Source organism: Brevundimonas sp. G8, assembly GCF_902506205.1.
Classification (GTDB): domain Bacteria; phylum Pseudomonadota; class Alphaproteobacteria; order Caulobacterales; family Caulobacteraceae; genus Brevundimonas.
In genome coordinates this window covers 1,565,704-1,583,736 of record NZ_LR732816.1, presented here as the reverse complement: position 1 = coordinate 1,583,736, position 18,033 = coordinate 1,565,704, and the positions used below count along the sequence as shown (strand labels likewise).

At 67.4% G+C, this 18,033-nt stretch carries 15 protein-coding genes and 1 riboswitch; of the genes, 5 read left to right on the top strand and 10 right to left on the bottom strand.

Features of this window, described 5'->3' with window-relative positions:
• From CHRYSEO8AT_RS07685 to CHRYSEO8AT_RS07655, 7 genes are all read right to left on the bottom strand, one after another.
• Positions 1 to 1,308 carry an anthranilate synthase component I family protein gene (locus CHRYSEO8AT_RS07685; protein WP_159848634.1) on the bottom strand — a complete coding sequence of 436 codons (1,308 nt, stop codon included), beginning with the start codon at positions 1,306 to 1,308 and terminating at the stop codon, positions 1 to 3.
• Positions 1,305 to 2,084, bottom strand: a complete 780-nt coding sequence (locus CHRYSEO8AT_RS07680; RefSeq protein WP_159848631.1) for a tyrosine-protein phosphatase — start codon at positions 2,082 to 2,084, stop codon at positions 1,305 to 1,307. Before CHRYSEO8AT_RS07680 ends, CHRYSEO8AT_RS07685 begins: the two co-directional genes overlap by 4 nt.
• Before the next feature lie 21 nt (positions 2,085 to 2,105).
• Complete coding sequence (locus CHRYSEO8AT_RS07675) at positions 2,106 to 2,408, bottom strand: transcriptional regulator (protein ID WP_159848628.1); 303 nt, start codon at positions 2,406 to 2,408, stop codon at positions 2,106 to 2,108.
• 2 nt (positions 2,409 to 2,410) lie between these two features.
• Positions 2,411 to 3,034 (bottom strand): hypothetical protein, encoded by a 624-nt coding sequence (locus CHRYSEO8AT_RS07670; RefSeq protein WP_159848625.1) that lies wholly within the window; start codon positions 3,032 to 3,034, stop codon positions 2,411 to 2,413.
• 137 nt (positions 3,035 to 3,171) lie between these two features.
• On the bottom strand, positions 3,172 to 3,354 hold the full coding sequence (locus CHRYSEO8AT_RS07665) for a DUF1328 domain-containing protein (protein WP_087121113.1): 183 nt from the start codon (positions 3,352 to 3,354) through the stop codon (positions 3,172 to 3,174).
• Positions 3,355 to 3,465: 111 nt separating this feature from the next.
• Entirely contained in the window at positions 3,466 to 3,876 is a 411-nt protein-coding gene (locus CHRYSEO8AT_RS07660; RefSeq protein WP_159848622.1) for a hypothetical protein, read from the bottom strand.
• On the bottom strand, positions 3,876 to 4,220 hold the full coding sequence (locus tag CHRYSEO8AT_RS07655) for a YqjD family protein (protein WP_159848619.1): 345 nt from the start codon (positions 4,218 to 4,220) through the stop codon (positions 3,876 to 3,878). Before CHRYSEO8AT_RS07655 ends, CHRYSEO8AT_RS07660 begins: the two co-directional genes overlap by 1 nt.
• A 136-nt stretch (positions 4,221 to 4,356) precedes the next feature.
• On the opposite strand from CHRYSEO8AT_RS07655, the gene CHRYSEO8AT_RS07650 reads away from it, so the two are divergent.
• The 3 genes from CHRYSEO8AT_RS07650 to CHRYSEO8AT_RS07640 all read left to right on the top strand — a co-directional run bounded on the left by CHRYSEO8AT_RS07650 (position 4,357) and on the right by CHRYSEO8AT_RS07640 (position 6,672).
• Complete coding sequence (locus CHRYSEO8AT_RS07650; RefSeq protein ID WP_159848616.1) at positions 4,357 to 5,025, top strand: fumarylacetoacetate hydrolase family protein; 669 nt, start codon at positions 4,357 to 4,359, stop codon at positions 5,023 to 5,025.
• The gene (gene maiA, locus CHRYSEO8AT_RS07645; RefSeq protein WP_159848613.1) at positions 5,022 to 5,657 is read left to right on the top strand and encodes a maleylacetoacetate isomerase; all 636 of its coding nucleotides are present in this window, start codon (positions 5,022 to 5,024) and stop codon (positions 5,655 to 5,657) included. The genes CHRYSEO8AT_RS07650 and maiA overlap by 4 nt, the downstream gene beginning before the upstream one ends.
• A 94-nt stretch (positions 5,658 to 5,751) precedes the next feature.
• Positions 5,752 to 6,672 (top strand): aldo/keto reductase, encoded by a 921-nt coding sequence (locus CHRYSEO8AT_RS07640; RefSeq protein ID WP_159848610.1) that lies wholly within the window; start codon positions 5,752 to 5,754, stop codon positions 6,670 to 6,672.
• Here CHRYSEO8AT_RS07640 and CHRYSEO8AT_RS07635 read toward each other — a convergent pair.
• On the bottom strand, positions 6,656 to 8,479 hold the full coding sequence (locus tag CHRYSEO8AT_RS07635) for a TonB-dependent siderophore receptor (RefSeq protein ID WP_159848608.1): 1,824 nt from the start codon (positions 8,477 to 8,479) through the stop codon (positions 6,656 to 6,658). The two genes, CHRYSEO8AT_RS07640 and CHRYSEO8AT_RS07635, sit on opposite strands and share 17 nt — an antisense overlap.
• 148 nt (positions 8,480 to 8,627) lie before the next feature.
• Positions 8,628 to 8,838: riboswitch (cobalamin riboswitch) on the bottom strand.
• A gap of 50 nt (positions 8,839 to 8,888) precedes the next feature.
• Between CHRYSEO8AT_RS07635 and mutS the strand changes: the two genes are divergently transcribed.
• The gene (mutS, locus tag CHRYSEO8AT_RS07630) at positions 8,889 to 11,570 is read left to right on the top strand and encodes a DNA mismatch repair protein MutS (RefSeq protein WP_159848605.1); all 2,682 of its coding nucleotides are present in this window, start codon (positions 8,889 to 8,891) and stop codon (positions 11,568 to 11,570) included.
• A gap of 99 nt (positions 11,571 to 11,669) precedes the next feature.
• On the top strand, positions 11,670 to 13,502 hold the full coding sequence (locus tag CHRYSEO8AT_RS07625; protein ID WP_159848602.1) for a methyl-accepting chemotaxis protein: 1,833 nt from the start codon (positions 11,670 to 11,672) through the stop codon (positions 13,500 to 13,502).
• 97 nt (positions 13,503 to 13,599) lie between these two features.
• On the opposite strand, the gene lpdA is transcribed toward CHRYSEO8AT_RS07625, so the two are convergent.
• Complete coding sequence (gene lpdA, locus CHRYSEO8AT_RS07620; RefSeq protein ID WP_159848599.1) at positions 13,600 to 15,006, bottom strand: dihydrolipoyl dehydrogenase; 1,407 nt, start codon at positions 15,004 to 15,006, stop codon at positions 13,600 to 13,602.
• A gap of 178 nt (positions 15,007 to 15,184) precedes the next feature.
• Positions 15,185 to 17,998, bottom strand: coding sequence for a TonB-dependent receptor (locus tag CHRYSEO8AT_RS07615; RefSeq protein ID WP_159848596.1), 2,814 nt, complete (start codon positions 17,996 to 17,998; stop codon positions 15,185 to 15,187).
• Positions 17,999 to 18,033 lie beyond the last annotated feature (35 nt).

The window sequence follows — 18,033 nt, the reverse complement described above, 5'->3', positions numbered from 1 at the left end:
TCACGCGCCGACCAAGGCCTCACGCAGCGCTGAAATCTTGGCGTCGGTCTCGGCCTCTTCCGCCGCCGGGTCGCTGTCGGCGACGATGCCGGCGCCGGCCAGGGTTCGGAAGCGCCAGACTTCACCCGATCTTTCGAAACCGGCCGTGCGGATCAGGACCGAGGCCGTCAGGGCGCCGCCCTCCCCGATCAGGAACAGCGAGCCGCACCAGGGACCGCGCGGCGGCTCATGCGCCGCGATCACCTTCATGGCCTGATGCTTTGGCGCGCCGGTTATCGAGCCAGGCGGGAAGGTCGCCTCCAGCAGGTCGGCGGGGCCGATGCCGGCCGCAGCCCGTGCGGTCACGGTCGAGACCAGGTGATGCACGGTCGGATGGTTCTCGATCTCGAACAAGGTTTCGACGCGGACAGACCCCGGCTGTGACACCCGCGCCAGGTCGTTGCGCATCAGGTCGACGATCATCAGGTTCTCGGCCCGGTCCTTGGCGCTGGCCTGCAGCTCGTCCGCCAGGACGGCGTCCTGAACCGGATCGACGGCGCGGGGGCGGGTGCCCTTGATCGGCCGGGCCTCGATACGGCGGCTGGCGGCGTCGAAGGCGAGGAATAGCTCTGGCGAGTTGGACACCAACGCCCGATCCCCGATCCGCCAATAGGCCCCGAACGGCGAGGCCCGATCCTGTTGCAGGCGCAGGAAGACGTCGAAAGGATCGGCGCCCGCCCTCAGCACGCCGGTCCAGGCCCGCGCGATATTGGCCTGGAACAGCTCGCCCGCCGCGATCCGCTCCACCACATCCGACACGGCGGCGCGATAGGCGCCCGCCTGCGCTTCGGCGTCGAAGGTCTCGGCCGGGGCCGATGGCGGTGCGACAACGGCGGCGTTCGCCAACCAGCCGAGGGCGACATGCGCCGCCTCGTCGGCCTGGCCCTCAGTTGCCCCTCGCCCCACGGCGGTCACCGTGCGCTGGTGATGATCGAAGGTCAGCATGGCCGGATAGCGGGCCAGCATCAGGTCGGGCCATGTCGTCTCTCGCCGCCCGGTGGCCGGCCGCGCGCCCGCGTCATAGGCGGCCAGACCCACCAAGCCCGCACTGAACGCCGGTTCTCTCAGCGCCTGGAACGGCGCGGCGTCATCGACCGGGCCGACCTGAACGAGGTCCGGCCCTGTGGCGACGTGCGACCAGCGCCCGCCCGGTCCGCCGTCGGACAGCAGGGCCAGCACGCCGTCACCGCCGCCCAGCCCCGCCGCGACTTCGACTGGTTCCGTCCACGGCGCATCGCGCGTGACGACGTGGCTCAGAACCTCGCTCACGCCGACAGTCGCTCCACGATCCGGTCACGCCGGGCCGTATCGACACCCAAGGCCTCGCGCAGATAGGCGTCCACCGACCCGTGCCGCGCCTCCACCTCGGCGAACGCCGCCTCCAGATAGGCGGCCTCGACGCCCAGGAAGGCCACGATGGCGTCGTCCGACGCCAGGCGACCGGTCATCGCGTGCAGCTTCCGGGCGATGCCCGGCGCTCGCCCGGCCAGATCGACGGCCGTATTGGTCAGCAGATAGTCCTCGATCATGTCGTCGCGGGACACGCCCAACAGGTGATGGGTCAGGGCGGCGAGGAAACCCGTCCGATCCTTGCCCGCCGCGCAGTGGATCACCACCGGCCGGTCCTGATCGGCCAGAGCCTGGAAATAGCGAGCGAACACATCCTGGTGCGACGCATCGAACGGCAGGGTCCGATAGGTGCGTTCCATGAACCGCCGCCCCGAATCCGGCGTCAGGTCCGCAGTCTTCAGAAAGGCGATGTGCGGTGCCTCGGCCCCGTCGTCCACGCCGCCATCGATCACCAGGCCGCTGAAGCCATCCGGCCGACGCGACGGCTGATCGCGACGCTCGCCGGGTCGGCGCAGATCGACCACGGCCCCGATGTCCAGCCGCCGCAACCGCTCCAGATCCGCATCGCTGGCCCGCGCGTGGTGGGCGGATCGCAGCAGACGGCCAGGCTGCACGCGCCGCCCGGCCGTGGTGGCGTAGTCGCCATAGTCGCGGAAGTTGTCGATGGCCTCGAAGGCGTGAAGACGGGTGGTCATGCCCGCGCTTCTAGCCTGTATTCACCGATCTGGCAGCAGGCCCGCCATCGCATCCAGATAGGCGACGAAGGCGTCGCGTCCCTGGTCGGTCAGGCTGGCCTCGGTCAGGGGCTTTCGGCCCTTGAAACTCTTGGTCACAGCGACGAATCCGGCCTCTTCCAGCTTGCGCAGATGGACCGACAGATTGCCGTCCGTGGTCTGCAACCGGGCCTTCAGACTGGTGAAATCCGCCGTTCCCGCTCCCGACAGATAGGCCATGATCCCCAACCGGATGCGCCCATGGATGACGTCGTCGATCCGGCTAATGTCGAAATCATCGGCCATGCTTAGTCGATCTCCGACGGTTCCTGACGCATCAGGATGATCCCCGGAACCAGGGCGATGGCCATCAGGACGACGGCGAATACCAGATAGATGAGCGCGCTGCCGATGAACCAGGCCACCGCGACCGCGCCAGCATAGGCCGCCAAGGCCGTGAACGACATCCAGCGCGTCCGTGTCATCGCTGCTCCGACCATCCAGGCCGAGCCATAGGCGACCAGAACCGCCGTCGGCATCACCGCCATGAACGACCAGTTCTCCGTCCTGACCGACAGGGCGACCAAGGCCAGCCAGGTGACGAAGATGCCGTATCCCACGGCCGACCAGGCCGCCCCGACCGCCTTGTTGCCAGCCGAGTTGATGCCCGGCTTACCCTTCATGCGACCGATCAAGGCGATCAGCGCCACGGTGAAGATGATTGCGGAGGCGATCCAGAGCCAGAGCTGCGCCCACGGACTGACGTTAAAGGTGCCGGACTGAAGGGCCCACTGGCCTACGCTGGCCCCACCGAACACGATGGCGGCGGTGACCAGGATCGGTCCCGCCAGCAACGGTGCGTGGCGGCCCTCGTGCGCGAGGCTGCGCATATAGGCGATGTCGTCCTGAATGGCCTGGGTCTCGCGGGTCATGGGTCTCTCCTCCTCAAATCCGATGAAGAAACATCGTCCATATACTTTGTGTTGTAAAGTTCTTTTTCAACCTTGCTTTCAGGCATAAAAAAGGGGCGGAACCGAAGTCCCGCCCCTCAATCTGATTGTTTCGCCCGTTATAGTCGGGGCGTGCCGCCGCGTCCGCGAAGTCCGCCGGCCACCAAGGCGATGACGAACAGGATGATGGCGACGACAGCGACGAATTTGGCGATCTCGAACGAGAAGTTCGCGATGCCGCCGAAGCCGAGAACGGCCGCGACCAAGGCCACGACCAGGAAGATAATTGCCCAACGCATCATGGGTTTAGCTCTCCTGAGTTGATGTTGCCGTCGGCGACCCTAGAGCCGTTCGTCGGTCCGATACATCAACGTCGTCGCGGCTTGGCCGTTCCGTCGTTCGGTCAGATTCGATCAGCGACGACGTCTTTTGGCGTATCCGCCCTGGTCCATCTTGCGGTCGGCGACCATGCTGGCGATGATGGCCGCCAGGGCCGGATTGCGCAGCAAGAGGAAGGCGGCGCCCAGACCGCCGACGGCGCCCACGATGGGCCGCTCGCGCACGATATGGATCACCTTGCCCAGCAGGCCTTCCGATTCGTCCTCTTCATCGTCCTCGTCATGCTTGTCGCCTTTCAGGAAGACGACGGCCACGATCAGGGCCACCAGAGCGAACAGGCCGAAGGTCACGGCCGCCGCGCCCAGAGGCGTCAGCTTGAGGCTGAGCGCATAGAAGAGGGTCAGGCCCAGGAAGACGACGGCCAGAAACACGCTGGCGGCGACGACAGCCGTCGCCACCAGCTTTTTGACGATTCCCTTGAACATCAGCGGCGGCGGCCGGCCAGCAGCATGCCCAGGATGACGCCGACGCCGAGCGCAACGGCGGTCGATTGCAGCGGACGCTCCTGCACGCGCTCGACGACATAGCGTTGGGCTTCGTCGAAGCGCTCGGCGGCGTCGTCGTAATATTCGCGGCCCTTCACGCGGGCTTCGTCGTAGTAGCCGCGAGCCTGATCGCGCACTTCGTCGCTCTTGGCGCGCAGCTTGGCTTCGGCCTCGGCGGCCTTTTCGCGCAGGCGCTGGGTTTCTTCGCGGGCGCCGGTCTTCAGATCCTCCTTGAGGGTCTTCAGGTCGGCCTTGATGTCTTCTCGGGCCTTGGTGGTGGCCATGATGCGCGCTCCGTTGAAAGCTTGGCGGTAGAATAGAGAACCCCGTCTGGCAACGCCACACTGCGAACGAGGTTCCAACAGATGGGCGCCCGTCTCTGCCCTCGCCACGGGCTTTTCGCCGCACTAGAACGGTCGCATGACCCAATGGCTGTTCCCGCCCCGCCCCGCCCCTTCGCTGCCGATCGTCGGAACGGATCAGCGTTTTCCCGTTCGCCGCATCCTGTGCGTGGGCCAGAACTACGCCGCCCATGCGCGCGAGATGGGGTCGGACCCCGACAAGCAGACGCCCTTCTTCTTCGCCAAGCCCGGCGACGCCGTGGTGTCGGACAGGGCGAACCCGGCCTATCCGTCGGCGACCGCCAACCTGCATTATGAGGCCGAACTGGTCGCGGCCATCGGGCCGGATGCTGACGGCGGCGTCGCCATCATCGGCTGGGCCGTCGGCTGCGACCTGACGCGACGCGATCTGCAGGCCGAGGCCAAGCAAGCGGGGCGTCCGTGGGACGCCGCCAAGGGCTTCGACCAGTCGGCGCCGTGCGGCCCCATCACCCTGGGCGCCCTGCCTCATCCCGCCGGCGCCATCGGCCTGAGCGTCAACGGCGAGGTCAAGCAGGCGGGCACGCTGGACGACATGATCCTGAACCCCGACCGCATCGTCGAGGCGGCGCAGGCCCTGTGGTCGCTTCAGCCCGGCGACCTGATCTTCACCGGCACCCCATCCGGCGTCGGCCCCGTCAGTCCGGGCGACCGCGTGGTCGTCACCGTCGAGGGCCTGGAAACCCTCAGCTTCGAGATCCAGCCATGATCCTGCACGGCTATTGGCGTTCGGGCGCCAGCTACCGCGTCCGCATCGCCCTGAACCTGAAAGGGCTGGGCTACGACCTCGCCGCCCACGACCTGCGCAAGGGCGAGCAGAAGACGGCCGACTATCTGGCGCTGAACCCACAGGGCATGGTCCCAGCCCTTCAGGACGGCGATCTGATCGTCACCCAGAGCCCGGCCATCCTCGAATGGCTGGAGGAGACCCACCCCCAGCCAGCGCTGTTGCCGAGGGCGGCGAACGACCGCGCGGCGGTGCGCGCCATGGCCGCCCTGATCGGCTGCGACATTCATCCGCTTAACAACCTGCGCGTGCTGAAGGCCTTGCGGTCGAGCTTCGAGGCCGATCAGGCGACCGTGGACGCCTGGGCCGCCCAGTGGATCGCGCCGGGGTTCGATGCATTGGAGGCGCTGACTGCGCGCCACGGTGGCGCCTGGTGCTTTGACGACGCGCCGACGCTAGCGGATTGCTATTTGATTCCACAGCTTTATTCGGCGCGCCGGTTCAATATGGACCTGTCCCCTTGGCCCCGCCTTCTGGCCATCGAGGCGACCGCCGAAGCGCACCCCGCCTTCGCCTCGGCCCACCCGGACCGACAGCCTGACGCGGATGTCTGATTTTCGCCGGATTGCGCATATCAGCGGTGGATAAGTAGGGTTCGCTTAAGGTCTCGCTCAGCGTCCCTTAAGCATTGGGCGTCAAAGTGCGTGGGTGTCGTATTCTCCCGCCACACCTTCGGCGTCGTCGCCCATCCATCGCCTGGCCCTCGCCGTGGTGACAGAGCCCGAGCGCGCGCCCGGCGCCTTCATGAGCGCGCCGTCGGGCGCCCGCGAAGAGGCCATGCGGTTCCTGCTGCAAACGGGGGCGGACGCCGGGGTCAAACTGATCGCTACCCGACCCGAGGGCGACGGCGAGCGCCTGCTGGGTCAGGCCTGGCCCTTCCCCTCCCCCTTCCAGGTGACGGTGCGGACCGTGCCGATCAGCGAAGGTGTGGACCGGGTCGAGGCCCGCGCCCGCCGTTCACTGGAACGGATGGGCCTGCCGCGTGGAGACGTGCTGCTGATTTCCAACGCCGCTGACTTGGCCGGCGCCGAGGGTCGCGCCCTGTGGGATCGCGCCCGCAGCCTCAAGGATCGCGGCCTTTATCGTCGCATTGGTTTCTGCGCCACATTGGAAGACGGCCCCGCTCTGCTGGCCCGCCGTCTGGAAGCCGATGTGGTCCAGGTGCCGTGCAGCCTGCTGGATCAGCGCGCGGCCCAGGACGGCGTGCTGGAAGCCATCGCCGACACCGGCGCCTCGGTTCATCTGTCTTCGGTCTTCGCCGGCGGACTATTGTTCGCGGGCGGCGACGATCTGCCGGCCGAACTGGCCAGCCACGCCCAGGCCCTGTCGCGCACACGCAGGCGCCTGGCCGAGCAGCGTTGCGACCCGATGCAGGCGGCCCTGGGTTACGCCCTGGCGCTGAAAGGGGTGGACAAGGTCGTGGCCAGCGTCGCCTCAGCCGCCGAACTGCGCGCCATTTTAGCCGCCGCCCACGCCCCCTGTCCGAACCTGGACTGGGCGGCCCTGGCGCTAGAGGCGCCGGCGGCCTTCACCGCCGGCGCCCGCGCCCGGATCAGTAGCGCAGCCTGATCCCGACATAGCCGGACCGTCCTGGCTCTCCGTAACCGAACACCTGCTGATAGTGTTCGTCGCTCAGGTTCTCGATCCGCGCCGTCAATGTGACCTGGTCGGTCAGTTCATAGGCCGCGTTCAGATTGGCCGTGACGAAACCCTCGCGAACCCCGCCGGCATCGGCCTGGTCACCTTCCGCCCGCACCGTCAACGCGCCCGAGACGCGGTCGCCCGTCCAGCCCAGGGTCGCCGAACCGGCGTGTTCGGGCACGCGCAACAAGCGAGCGCCCGTCGAGCGGTCCTCGGCGTCGGTCCAGGCATAGGCCAGCGTCAGGTCGAACCCGCCGCCCAACAGCGCGCGGCCTTCCAGCTCGAACCCGTCGGTGCGGGTCTTGTCTACGTTGGCATAATAGCTGTCGAACGTCACTTCGTCGGAGAAGTAGATTATCTGATCGTCGATGTTTAGCCGGTACAAGGTCGCGCGGCCGTCGAACCGGCCGTCTGCTGAGGCCCAGCCTAAGGCGACCTCGACGCTATCAGCCGTCTCCGGCTTCAGGGTCGGATAGGGAACAGACGAAAAGCAGAAGTCGCAGACCGCTTGGCTGACTGACGGAGCTTTGAAGCCCGTGCCATAGGCGCCCGACAGGATGAAACCGCCACCCAGTTCATAGGCCGCAGAAATCCGTCCTGTCGTCTCCGAACCAAAATCGTCGGTGTCGTCCCAACGCAGACCGCCCGTGACACTGAGCTGCTCGCTCACTTCGTAGCGGGCCGTGCCGAACAGGGAGGTTGTGCCCAAGCTGACCTTGTCACCAGTCGAGATACTGCCTTCGCTTTGTTCGCGTTCGGCGCCGAAGGCATAGGTGGCGGCGCCAGTCTCGCCATTCGCCTGCCAGCGATAGGCCTGACGATTGGCATCGAAAACAGAGTCTCCGAAGCTCTGGAAGGCTTTGCGTTCGATGTCTGAAGCCGAGACACTGAACTGATGGTCCAGTCCGAAGGCGCTGACGCTGGCGCGGGCCAGCCCGGACCATTGTTCCGATTCCGAGGTGTCGTCATTATCCGAGACAGGGAAACCGTTATCTGTATCGGCCTTGCTCTTGGACCAGCGGGCCGAACCATCGAACTTGACGGTGTCGGAGACGGCGTAACGGCCTTTCAAGCCGGCTATGGTGCTGGTGAAACCGTCGGCTTCGGGATTGCCGTTCGCCTCATCAGCGGCAGAGATGCCGTCAGTATCGAAGTGCGAAACATAGCCGCTGAAGGCGTAGGTCTCGTTGGCCACGCCGGCTGACAGGCGACCGCGCACAGTGTCGAAGCTGCCGGCTTCGGCTTCGGCGCGCAGGCCGTCGATCTCCTTGGTTGTGAAGGAAATCACGCCACCGATGGCGTCGGAGCCCCACAGCGACGACTGCGGGCCGCTGAGCACTTCGATGCGCTCGATATCCCCCAGCTCGAAACCCGAGAAGTCATAGGCGCCGTTGGGCTCGGCCGCATCGTTGACCGGCGCGCCGTCGACCAGCACCAAGGTCTTGCCCGGCGTCGCGCCGCGCATACGGACCTGGGCCACGCCGCCGAACGCGCCGTTGCGCGTCACCGACAGACCCGGCACGTCGGCCAGGATGTCGGCGGCGAAGATCGCGCCGCGCTTTTCGATGGTCGCGCCGTCGATGACGCGGGCGCCGGGCGTGTCGGCGACAATGGCGGGAATGCGGGTGGCGGTGACGACGACTTCGTCCAGCTGGGTCGTGTCATCGGCTGCGAAGGCGGGCGCGGCGAAGGCGGCCGCGAGCGCGGCCGTCGAGAGAAGAATGGAACGCTTCATTGAGCGATATCCCCATTTCCGGTCCCGCGAGTGCGCGCGAGAGACCGTTCAAAGCGAGCCGACCCGCCAGACCGCGAGGGGTCTGGACGGCGCAAGGTCGGGTCGCTGCGACGAGATAGTCCCCGCGCCTCTGCCTGGTCCCGGACAGCGACGAGCGACGTTGGCGGCCAGGTTTCCTGGCTTGCGGGTCAAAAACCGCCGTCCTCGCCTTCCCAGTTGCCCAGTGGCGCCGAAGTCGTCAGACCCCGGACGGACGACGCTCTCGCCGCCTACAGTTGCGGGCACAGCCACGGTGTCTCACCGTGTTCCCTAAACCGCCTGGCGCGGCCTATCGCAGGGGCGACAAGCCTGTGCAAGGGCCGTTCAACGGCCTTGAGCCGCCGGGCGCGATCCGTCACCCTGTCGCCACATGAACGCCCCCGTCACTCACCCCCCCGAAATCGCCGCTTCGCTGGAGGGCGCGACGCCGTTCATGACGCAATATCTAACGGCCAAGGCCGGCCAGCCGGACGCCATCCTCTTCTTCCGCATGGGCGATTTCTACGAGCTATTCTTCAAGGACGCCGAGGTCGCCGCCGCCGCCCTGGGCATCACCCTGACCAAGCGGGGCAAGCACCAGGGTGAGGACATCCCCATGGCCGGCGTGCCGGTCCACGCCATGGAAGGCTACCTCGCCCGCCTGATCCGCATGGGCCACAAGGTCGCCATCTGCGAACAGCTGGAAGACCCCGCCGAGGCCAAGAAGCGCGGCGGCAAGGCCGTGGTCCATCGCGGCGTGGTGCGGGTAGTGACGCCCGGCACCCTGACCGAGGACAGCTTGCTGGACGCGCGCGGCGCCAATCGTCTGGCGGCGGTCGCGGTGCGCAAGGGGCGGGCGGCGGTCGCCGTGGTCGAGCTGTCGTCCGGCGCGGTGGATTCCGTCGCCTGCGCCATCGAGGATCTGGGCGCAGCCCTCGCCGCCTTCCGGCCGTCCGAGGTTCTGGTCACCGACCGGATGTATTCGGACGAGGCGACGCGTGACGCTCTGGATGGCTCGGGCGGCGTGGTCCAGGCCCTGGCCAGCGCCATCGCCGAACCCCAGGCCGCGCGCGTGCGGGTCGAGCGGCTGTACGGCGTCTCGGCGCTCGACGGTTTCGGCGCCTTCGAGGAGGCGGAGGTCTCGGCGCTGGGCCTGATCGCCGCCTATCTGGAGACGACCCAGGCCGGCAAGGTTCCTGCGCTCGCCCCGCCGCGCCGGCTGGGCGAAAGCGGCTTTCTGGCCATCGACCCGGCGACCCGCACCAGCCTGGAGATCGACCGCACCCAGCGCGGCGAGCGCGAGGGATCGCTGCTCGCCTGCATCGACCGCACCGTGACCTCGGGCGGCGCGCGGGCTTTGGCCGAACGGATCGCTCGGCCCCTGCGCGATCCCCTGGCGATCAACGAACAGCTCGACGCCGTCGAATGGCTGCTGGAGCGGCGCGATCTGCGGCGTGACCTGCGCGAGGCCCTAAAGGCGTCGTCCGACATCGCCCGCGCTGTCGGACGGCTGGCCCTGGGGCGTGGCGGCCCGCGTGACCTGGCGGCGGTGCGCATCGGCCTGTCGATCGCCGAGGGCGTAGCCGGCCTCTTCGTCGGGCAAGTCGATCCCCTGACCGGCCAGCCGCGCCGCATCGCCTCGGCTCTGGACCGGTTGACCCTGTCGGCGGACGTGTCGCGGCTGAAGGCCGATCTGATCGACGGGCTGGTGGACGAGCCCTCGCATCTGGCGCGTGACGGCGGCTATGTGCGGCCCGACTATCGCCCCGAACTGGACGCCGCCCGCACCCTGCGCGACGACAGCCGCCGGGTGGTCGCCGATCTGGAGGCCCGCGCCGTCGCCGAATCCGGCGTGCCTTTCAAGGTCAAGCACAACGCCGTCCTCGGCTATTTCCTGGAAACCTCGGCCAAGGCGGCGGAACCCCTGTTCCGCGCCGGTCCCGAGAGCCCCTTCATCCACCGCCAGACCCTGGCGAACCAAGTCCGCTTCACCACCGTCGAACTGTCGGAACTGGACGCCAAGATCAGCCAGGCGGGCCACCGCGCCCTGGCCATCGAGGGCGAGACCTTCGAAGGCTGGCGACGCGAGGCCGCGCGCCTGGCCCAGCCGCTTCAGGCCGTCGCAGAGGCCCTGGCCGAACTGGACGCCCACGCCGCCCTGTCCGAATGGGCGCAAGAGGTCGGCGCGACCCGGCCCGTCGTGGACGACACCCTGACCTTCTGCGTCGAGGCCGGCCGACATCCCGTCGTCGAGGCGGCGGTCAAGGCGCAAGGGTCGCCCTACACCCCCAACAACGCCCGGCTGGACGGATCGGGCCAGGACGGATCGCGCCTGGCCATCGTCACCGGCCCGAACATGGCCGGTAAGTCCACCTTCCTGCGCCAGAACGCGCTGCTTGTGATCCTGGCCCAGGCCGGCGCCTTCGTGCCCGCGCGGTCTATGCGGCTGGGCGTGGTGGACCGGCTGTTCAGTCGCGTCGGCGCCGGCGACGACCTGGCGCGCGGCCGCTCCACCTTCATGATGGAGATGGTCGAGACCGCCGCCATCCTGACCCAGGCCACGCCGAAGAGCTTCGTGGTGCTGGACGAGATCGGGCGCGGCACCGCCACCTACGACGGCCTGGCCATCGCCTGGGCTACGGCCGAGGCCCTGCACGAGACCAACCGCGCCCGCACCCTGTTCGCCACCCATTATCACGAGCTGGCCCAGCTGGAGACGCGACTGGACCACGTCTGCAACCTGTCCATGGTCGCGCGCGAATGGAACGGCGAACTGGTCTTCCTGCACGAGGCGGCGCCCGGCGCGGCCGACCGCTCCTATGGCGTCCAGGTCGCCAAACTGGCCGGCGTCCCCGCCGCCGTCGTCGCCCGCGCCCGCTCGGTGCTGACACGGCTGGAGGGCGAAAAGGCCGCCGCCGCCCGCCTGGACGACCTGCCCCTGTTCGCCGTCGCCGAGCCGGAGCCGATGCGCGGCCCCTCGCCGCTGGAGAAGGCCATGCAGGACGTCGATCCCGACGCGCTAAGCCCCCGCGAGGCCCTGGAAGCCTTGTATCGCCTGAAGGGACTGGCCTGAGCCGACTACGCAAGAACCCTTATAGGTTGAGAATTTTAACCTCGTTCCGGCAGGTCTGACGCTCGGCCGCTCCCCCGGCCTTTCCACCCGGACCAGACGATGAAGCTCAGCGCCCTTTCCCTGTCGGCCAAGACGGCATTGATGGTCATCGCCGCCCTCGGCGCCTTGACCCTGGCCGTCATGGCGGTCGCCGCCGTCCTTCTGACCCGCGACGCCGAGGCCAGGGCGGCCGAGCGCCAAGAAACCAACATGCGGGTCGCCTGGGACGTGCTGGCCGACTATGGCGACGGCTTCACTGCGCGCGACGGCAAGCTCTACGTCGGCTCGACGCCGATGAACGACTTCACCGCCCCCGTGGATCGGGTCAAGACCCTCGTTGGCGGCACGGCCACCGTCTTCATGGGCGACCTGCGCATCACGACCAATGTGGTCAAGGACGACGGCTCGCGCGCCGTCGGCACCCGGCTAAAGCCCGGCCCGGTCTTCGACGCCGTGCTCAAGGACGGCAAACCCTATCGCGGCCAGACCGACATCCTCGGCAAGCCCTATTTCGTCGCCTACGACCCGATCAAGACGGCGGCGGGCGAAACTATCGGCGTCCTGTATGTCGGCATTCCCAAGGCCGACTTCATGGCCTCGGTGAACCATATGATGATCGCCCTGTTCGCCTGTGGCCTGGTCGTGGCCCTGCTGACGCTAGGCGCCTGCCTCTATGTGTCGCGCCGGATGTTCTCGCCGCTGAAAGGCCTGTGCGACCGGATGGAGGCCCTGCGCCAGGGCCGCACCGACTTCGACGCCCCCTGGGTCTCGCGCGGCGACGACATCGGCCAGATCTCGCGCGCCGTCATCGCCTTCCGCGACGCCGCCGTGCGCCAGAAGGAAACAGAGACCGAGGCCGAAACCATGCGCGAGACCGCCCGCACCACGCGTCTGGCCAGCGAGGCCGAACGCGAACGCCTGGCCGCCGAAGACGCCGTCGTGGTCGAGGCCCTGGGCGACGGCCTGGCGGCCCTGGCCCGCGGCGACCTGACCTATCGCATCACCACCACCTTCGCCGAGCGCAGCAGGAAGCTGAAGGACGACTACAACGCCGCCGCCGACACCCTGACGGCGACCATGGGCGACATCATCGAACTGGTCGGGGCGATGCGCTCCGGCACGGCCGAGGTCACCACCGCCACCAACGACCTGTCGCGCCGCACCGAGCAGCAGGCCGCCGCTCTGGAAGAGACCGCCGCCGCCCTGGATCAGATCACCGTCACGGTGAAGAAGACCGCAGAGGGCGCCCAGTCCGCCGCCGGCATCACCGCCAAGGCCCGCAGCGGCGCTGAGGAGCGCGAGCGGATCATCGCCGACACCACCGCCGCCATGGGCCAGATCGAGAGCACCTCGGGCCGCATCGGCGAGATCATCGGCGTCATCGACGAGATCGCCTTCCAGACCAACCTTCTGGCCCTGAACGCCGGGGTCGAGGCCGCCCGTGCCGGCGAGGCCGGTCGCGGTTTCGCCGTCGTCGCCTCCGAGGTGCGCGCCCTGGCCCAGCGTTCGGCCGACGCCGCGCGCGAGATCAAGGGCCTGATCGCGGCCTCCAGCGCCAGCGTCGGCGAAGGCGCCCGGCTGGTGTCCCAGACCGGCGGCGCCCTGACCGCCCTGATCAGCCAGGTCGCGGACATCAACCTGCTGGCCGCCGAGATCGCAGCCTCCGCTCGCGAACAGGCGGTGGGTCTGGCCGAGGTCAATGTCGCCGTGAACCAGATGGACCAGACCACTCAACAAAATGCTGCGATGGTCGAACAGACCACCGCCGCCAACCAGGCCCTCAGCCACGAGGCCGAGCAGTTGGCCGAACTGATGTCGCGCTTCCGCATCGAGACGGGTCGCCAAACCAATGGCAGCGGGGCACTCGGCCGCGAGACCGCCTGGGCCGCCTGACGCCCCTCCCGCCGAACAGCAAAAGGCCCGGCCGCTGCAAAGCGACCGGGCCTTTTTTCTGGTCCTGAAGGCCCGCGCCTTTCGACGCGGCGCCGGATCAGGCCTGCATCATCCAACCTTCGACATCCATGGCCGCCTGGCGGACGGCTTCCGAACGGGTCGGGTGGGCGTGGCAGGTGCGGGCGATGTCTTCCGACGCGCCGCCGAAGCTCATGGTGATGGCGGCTTCGTGGATCATCTCGCCGGCCTGCGGGCCCATGATGTGCACGCCCAGCACCTTGTCGGTGGCGGCGTCGGCCAGCACCTTCACGAAACCGTCGGTCTCGTGGTTGATCTTGGCGCGGCTGTTGGCGGCGAACGGGAACTTGCCCTTCTTGTAGGCGACGCCAGCGGCCTTCAGCTGGTCCTCGGTCTGACCGACCCAGGCCACTTCGGGGAAGGTGTAGACGACGCTGGGGACCAGGGCGTAGTCGACGTGGCCGTATTTGCCGGCGATGGTGTCGATCACGGCGACCGCGTCCTCTTCCGCCTTGTGCGCCAGCATCGGGCCGTGGGTCACGTCGCCGATCACCCACACGCCATCCGCGACCTTGAAGTGGTCATGGTCGATGAAGCCGCGCTTGTCCGGCGTCACGCCGACGCTCTCCAGACCCAGGCCGTCGGTGTAGGGACGACGACCGATGGCGACCAGGACGACGTCGCCCTTGATCGTTTCCGCCGCGCCGCCGGCCGAGGGCTCGACCGTCAGCTCCACCCCGTCCTTGACCGACTTGGCGGCCGTGACCTTGGCGCCCAGTTTGAAGCTCATGCCCTGTTTGGTCAGGGTGCGCTGGAAGGCGGTGGCGACCTCGGTGTCCATGCCCGGCGTGATCCGGTCCAGGAACTCGACCACGGTCACTTCCGCGCCCAGACGGCGCCAGACCGAACCCAGCTCCAGGCCGATGATGCCGGCGCCGACCACGATCAGCTTTTTCGGCACGGCCGGCAGCGACAGAGCGCCGGTAGAGTCGATCACCTTGCCGTCCTCGAAGGCGACGCCCGGCAGCGGGGTCGGCTCAGAGCCGGTGGCGATGACGATGTTCTTGGCGTCCAGCGTCTGGACCGAACCGTCGGCGGCGGTCACCTCGACCTTGCCCTTGCCGACGATCTTGCCACGGCCCTTGATCCAGTCGGCCTTGTTCTTCTTGAACAGGAACTCGATCCCCTTGGTCAGGGCGGTGACGCTCTCGTCCTTGGACTTGTGCATCTGGCCCAGGTTCAGCTTGGGCTGGACCTCGATGCCGATCTTGGCGAACTCGGTATTGGCGGCGTTCCACAGTTCCGAGGCATGCAGCAGAGCCTTGGACGGCATGCAGCCGACGTTCAAACAGGTGCCGCCCAGGGTCGAACGCATCTCGACGCAGGCGACCTTCAAGCCCAGCTGGCCCGCACGGATCGCGGCGTTATAGCCGCCAGGGCCTCCGCCGATGATGACGACGTCGTAGGCGGCGGTGGCTTCGGCCATGGTATCCTCTGGTCTTCTGGCGCGCGGGGAAAGGCGCGCGGACACTAGCGCCGACCCCGCACGGGTCAACCGCTGGACCCCATATGGGGCCGCGTTTCGACCAATTGCAGAGGTGCGAGCCACGAAAAAAGGCCGAGCGTCGCCGCCCGGCCCCTTCGATCACGTTCGGTCGGCGCCCCTAGAGCTTGAAGCGCACGCCCACGAAGACGTTGTAGCCGAACTTCTCGTACTCATAGGTCCGCTCGCGCGAGCCGTAGTAGCGAACGCCTGCGCTGTCCGTCAGGTTCTTGGCCTCGCCGAACACTTCCACCCCATTGCCGAAGTCATAGCTGGCGGTGAAGTCCAGTTGTTCGCGGCCCTCGACATAGAGGTCCAGATCGGCGTCGTCGGCGTTGATCTCTTCCAGATAGTCGCCGCGCTTGGTGTAGGACAGGCGCGCGCTGAACCCGGCCATCTCGTAGAAGAGGGCGGCGTTATAGTTGCTGTCCGACTGGCCCGGCAGGGAGAAGGTGTCGCGACCGCCATAGGACTGGGCCGTTTTGATCTCGGCGTCGGTCCAGGTGTAGTTGGCGAAGACGCCAAAGCCCGACAGCAGTCCCGGCAGGAAGTCGAACTTCTGCTGCAGGTTCAGCTCCAGGCCCGCCAGATGACCGTCAGGCGCATTGATCGGGGTTTCGAAGTCCGCCTCGCCGTCCACACCGAAATCTTCGGTGTATTTGAGGATGTAGCGATAGTCGGTCAGGTCCTTGTAGAAGGCGTTGGCCGACACGACCCCCAGGCTGTTGAAATAGTATTCCAGACCCGCATCGATGTTGTTCGACAGGGTCGGCTGAAGGTCCGGGTTGCCGATCTCGTAGGAGATGTTCGACCCATCGGTTTCCTCGATGCGACGCGGAACGATCTGATTGAACTCAGGCCGCGAGATCGAGCGCGTCAGGGCGAAACGACCGATCAGGTTGTCCGAGAAGGTGTGGCGCACCGTCAGGTTCGGGAAGAACTCGGTGTCGTCACGGCTGACCTTGGCCATCTCGAACGGATCGGTGCCGTCGTTGTCGATCAGGGCCGCCGCCTCGCCGTCGAACTTGGTGTTCTCGACGCGCAGTCCGACGACGACATTATTCGCGCCGATATCGAAGCGCGCCTGCGCATAGCCGGCCAGAATGTCTTCCTGGGCGGTGTAATCGGCCGCGATCGAGTCGGGCAGGCGGATCGGCGACGTGGCGCGCGCGCCGGCGAAATAGTCGTCCACTTTTCCGGCGTCGAACTTGAAGCCGAGATCATAGTCATAGTTGCGCGACGGACGGTCGCTCAGGAACGACGCCAGAGTGCCGGGGTTGGGCACAGCCGGCGTGCGACCGCGATAGCGCTGCTCATCGGCGTTGATCTCGCGGGTGTTGAACTTGGCGCCGAACTTCCAGGTCACTTCACGGCCGCCGAACTGGCTGGGCAGTTCGAAGTTGGTCTTGAAGGCGACGTCTTCCTGCTTGGTCGTGTTCTCGCGGAAGGTGTTCTCGCGGAAGGTGAAGTTGGCGGGGTTGCGATAGAAGCCGGCCGGATCGGTGAAGATCGAATAGGTCGGCATATAGTGATCGGCGGTGTTGTAGCTCAGCGTCGTGGCGCTGGAGCGATACAGCAGCTCGTTGCGGTTGGGATAGGTCTGCTCGCTGTCTGCCCACGACAGGCTGGCGTCCCACACGGCGCCGTTGTCGAACGTCTTTTCGCCGCCCGCGACCAGGGTGGTGATCTCGTTCTTCTGGGTGCGATGACGGACCTGGCGGGTGATGCGCGCGCCGGTGTAGGTCGCCGTCGTGTTCGTGGCGCCGGGTTGCAGCGTGCCGTCCGAATAGATCAGGCCCAGGGTGTTGCGGTACTCGTCATCCTCGAACTGGGCGAACGAACCCCGCACATAGGCGCGGAAGTCGTCGCTCGGACGCCATTCCAGGGCGCCGGTCACCGCCTGGCGGGTGCGCTTGGTCTCGTAATCCTTGAACAGGGTCTCTTCGAGCACGAAGACGTCGGCGCCGTTCTGCTCTTCCTTGACCCAGGCGTTCTCGACGTTGTCGGGACGGCGGTTGGTTTCGGAATAGCTGACGGACAACAGCGCGCCGAAGGTCTCGTTCGGGCCGAAGACGTTGGACGCCGTGGCGGCGGCGCGGGTGTCCGAGCCGCCGTAGTCGTTATAGCTGCCGCCGGCATAGCCGCTGAGCGCCAGGCGACGGGTGTCGAACGGCGAACGGGTCTTGATGTTGACGGCGCCGGCGATGGAATCGGCTTCCTGGCTGGGCAGCAAGGTCTTGGAGACCTCGATGTTGGCGACGATGTCGCTGGGCAGGGTGTCCAGATCGACGGCGCGGGTGCCGGGATCGACGGCGGGAACCTGAACCCCGTCCACCGACACGGCGGTGAAGGACGACGGCGCGCCGCGCACGTTGATGTAGCGGCCTTCGCCCTGGTCGCGCTGGATGGCGATGCCTTGGACGCGTTGCAGCGATTCCGCGACGTTGGGATCGGGGTAGCGGCCGATGGCGTCGGCCGACAGGACGTTGACGGTGCCTTGCGCGTTCTTCTGCTGGTTCAGCGAGCGGGCGACGCCGTCGGTGATCACCCCGGTCACGACCACGTCGGCCACGTCCGTCGCAGACTGGACGCCCAGGACGATGGCGACATTGGCGCCCTCGCCCGGCGTCGTCATGACCGTCTGGCTGGTCGAGGGCAGGCCCAGGTAGCGGACGTCCAGCACCACTTGGCCGCCGGCGGCCGGCAGGGTGAACTCGCCCTGGGTGTTGGTCACGGCGCGCTGGCCGGTGCCGCGCACCAGGATTTCCGCGCCCGGCAGAGGCGAGCCGGCGGCGTTGGTCACGCGGCCATAGATCACGTCGCCCGCAACGGCGGCGGACGCCGAGGTGACGGCGACATCGGCATGCGCAGGCAGGGCCAGCGGCGCCAGGATCATCGGCGCAAAGGCTGCGCCCATCAGCAGGTTCAGTTTCATGTCATAGGTCCCCTTCGGCGAGCGACGTTTCGCTT

What these genes read in the sequence shown, in the direction of transcription:
- CHRYSEO8AT_RS07680 (WP_159848631.1), bottom strand. Translation starts at nt 2,084, where the DNA reads ATGACCACCCGTCTTCACGCCTTCGAGGCCATCGACAACTTCCGCGAC.
- CHRYSEO8AT_RS07675 (WP_159848628.1), bottom strand. Translation starts at nt 2,408, where the DNA reads ATGGCCGATGATTTCGACATTAGCCGGATCGACGACGTCATCCATGGG.
- CHRYSEO8AT_RS07670 (WP_159848625.1), bottom strand. Translation starts at nt 3,034, where the DNA reads ATGACCCGCGAGACCCAGGCCATTCAGGACGACATCGCCTATATGCGC.
- CHRYSEO8AT_RS07665 (WP_087121113.1), bottom strand. Translation starts at nt 3,354, where the DNA reads ATGATGCGTTGGGCAATTATCTTCCTGGTCGTGGCCTTGGTCGCGGCC.
- CHRYSEO8AT_RS07660 (WP_159848622.1), bottom strand. Translation starts at nt 3,876, where the DNA reads ATGTTCAAGGGAATCGTCAAAAAGCTGGTGGCGACGGCTGTCGTCGCC.
- CHRYSEO8AT_RS07655 (WP_159848619.1), bottom strand. Translation starts at nt 4,220, where the DNA reads ATGGCCACCACCAAGGCCCGAGAAGACATCAAGGCCGACCTGAAGACC.
- CHRYSEO8AT_RS07650 (WP_159848616.1), top strand. Translation starts at nt 4,357, where the DNA reads ATGACCCAATGGCTGTTCCCGCCCCGCCCCGCCCCTTCGCTGCCGATC.
- maiA (WP_159848613.1), top strand. Translation starts at nt 5,022, where the DNA reads ATGATCCTGCACGGCTATTGGCGTTCGGGCGCCAGCTACCGCGTCCGC.
- CHRYSEO8AT_RS07635 (WP_159848608.1), bottom strand. Translation starts at nt 8,479, where the DNA reads ATGAAGCGTTCCATTCTTCTCTCGACGGCCGCGCTCGCGGCCGCCTTC.
- mutS (WP_159848605.1), top strand. Translation starts at nt 8,889, where the DNA reads ATGAACGCCCCCGTCACTCACCCCCCCGAAATCGCCGCTTCGCTGGAG.
- CHRYSEO8AT_RS07625 (WP_159848602.1), top strand. Translation starts at nt 11,670, where the DNA reads ATGAAGCTCAGCGCCCTTTCCCTGTCGGCCAAGACGGCATTGATGGTC.
- lpdA (WP_159848599.1), bottom strand. Translation starts at nt 15,006, where the DNA reads ATGGCCGAAGCCACCGCCGCCTACGACGTCGTCATCATCGGCGGAGGC.
- CHRYSEO8AT_RS07615 (WP_159848596.1), bottom strand. Translation starts at nt 17,998, where the DNA reads ATGAAACTGAACCTGCTGATGGGCGCAGCCTTTGCGCCGATGATCCTG.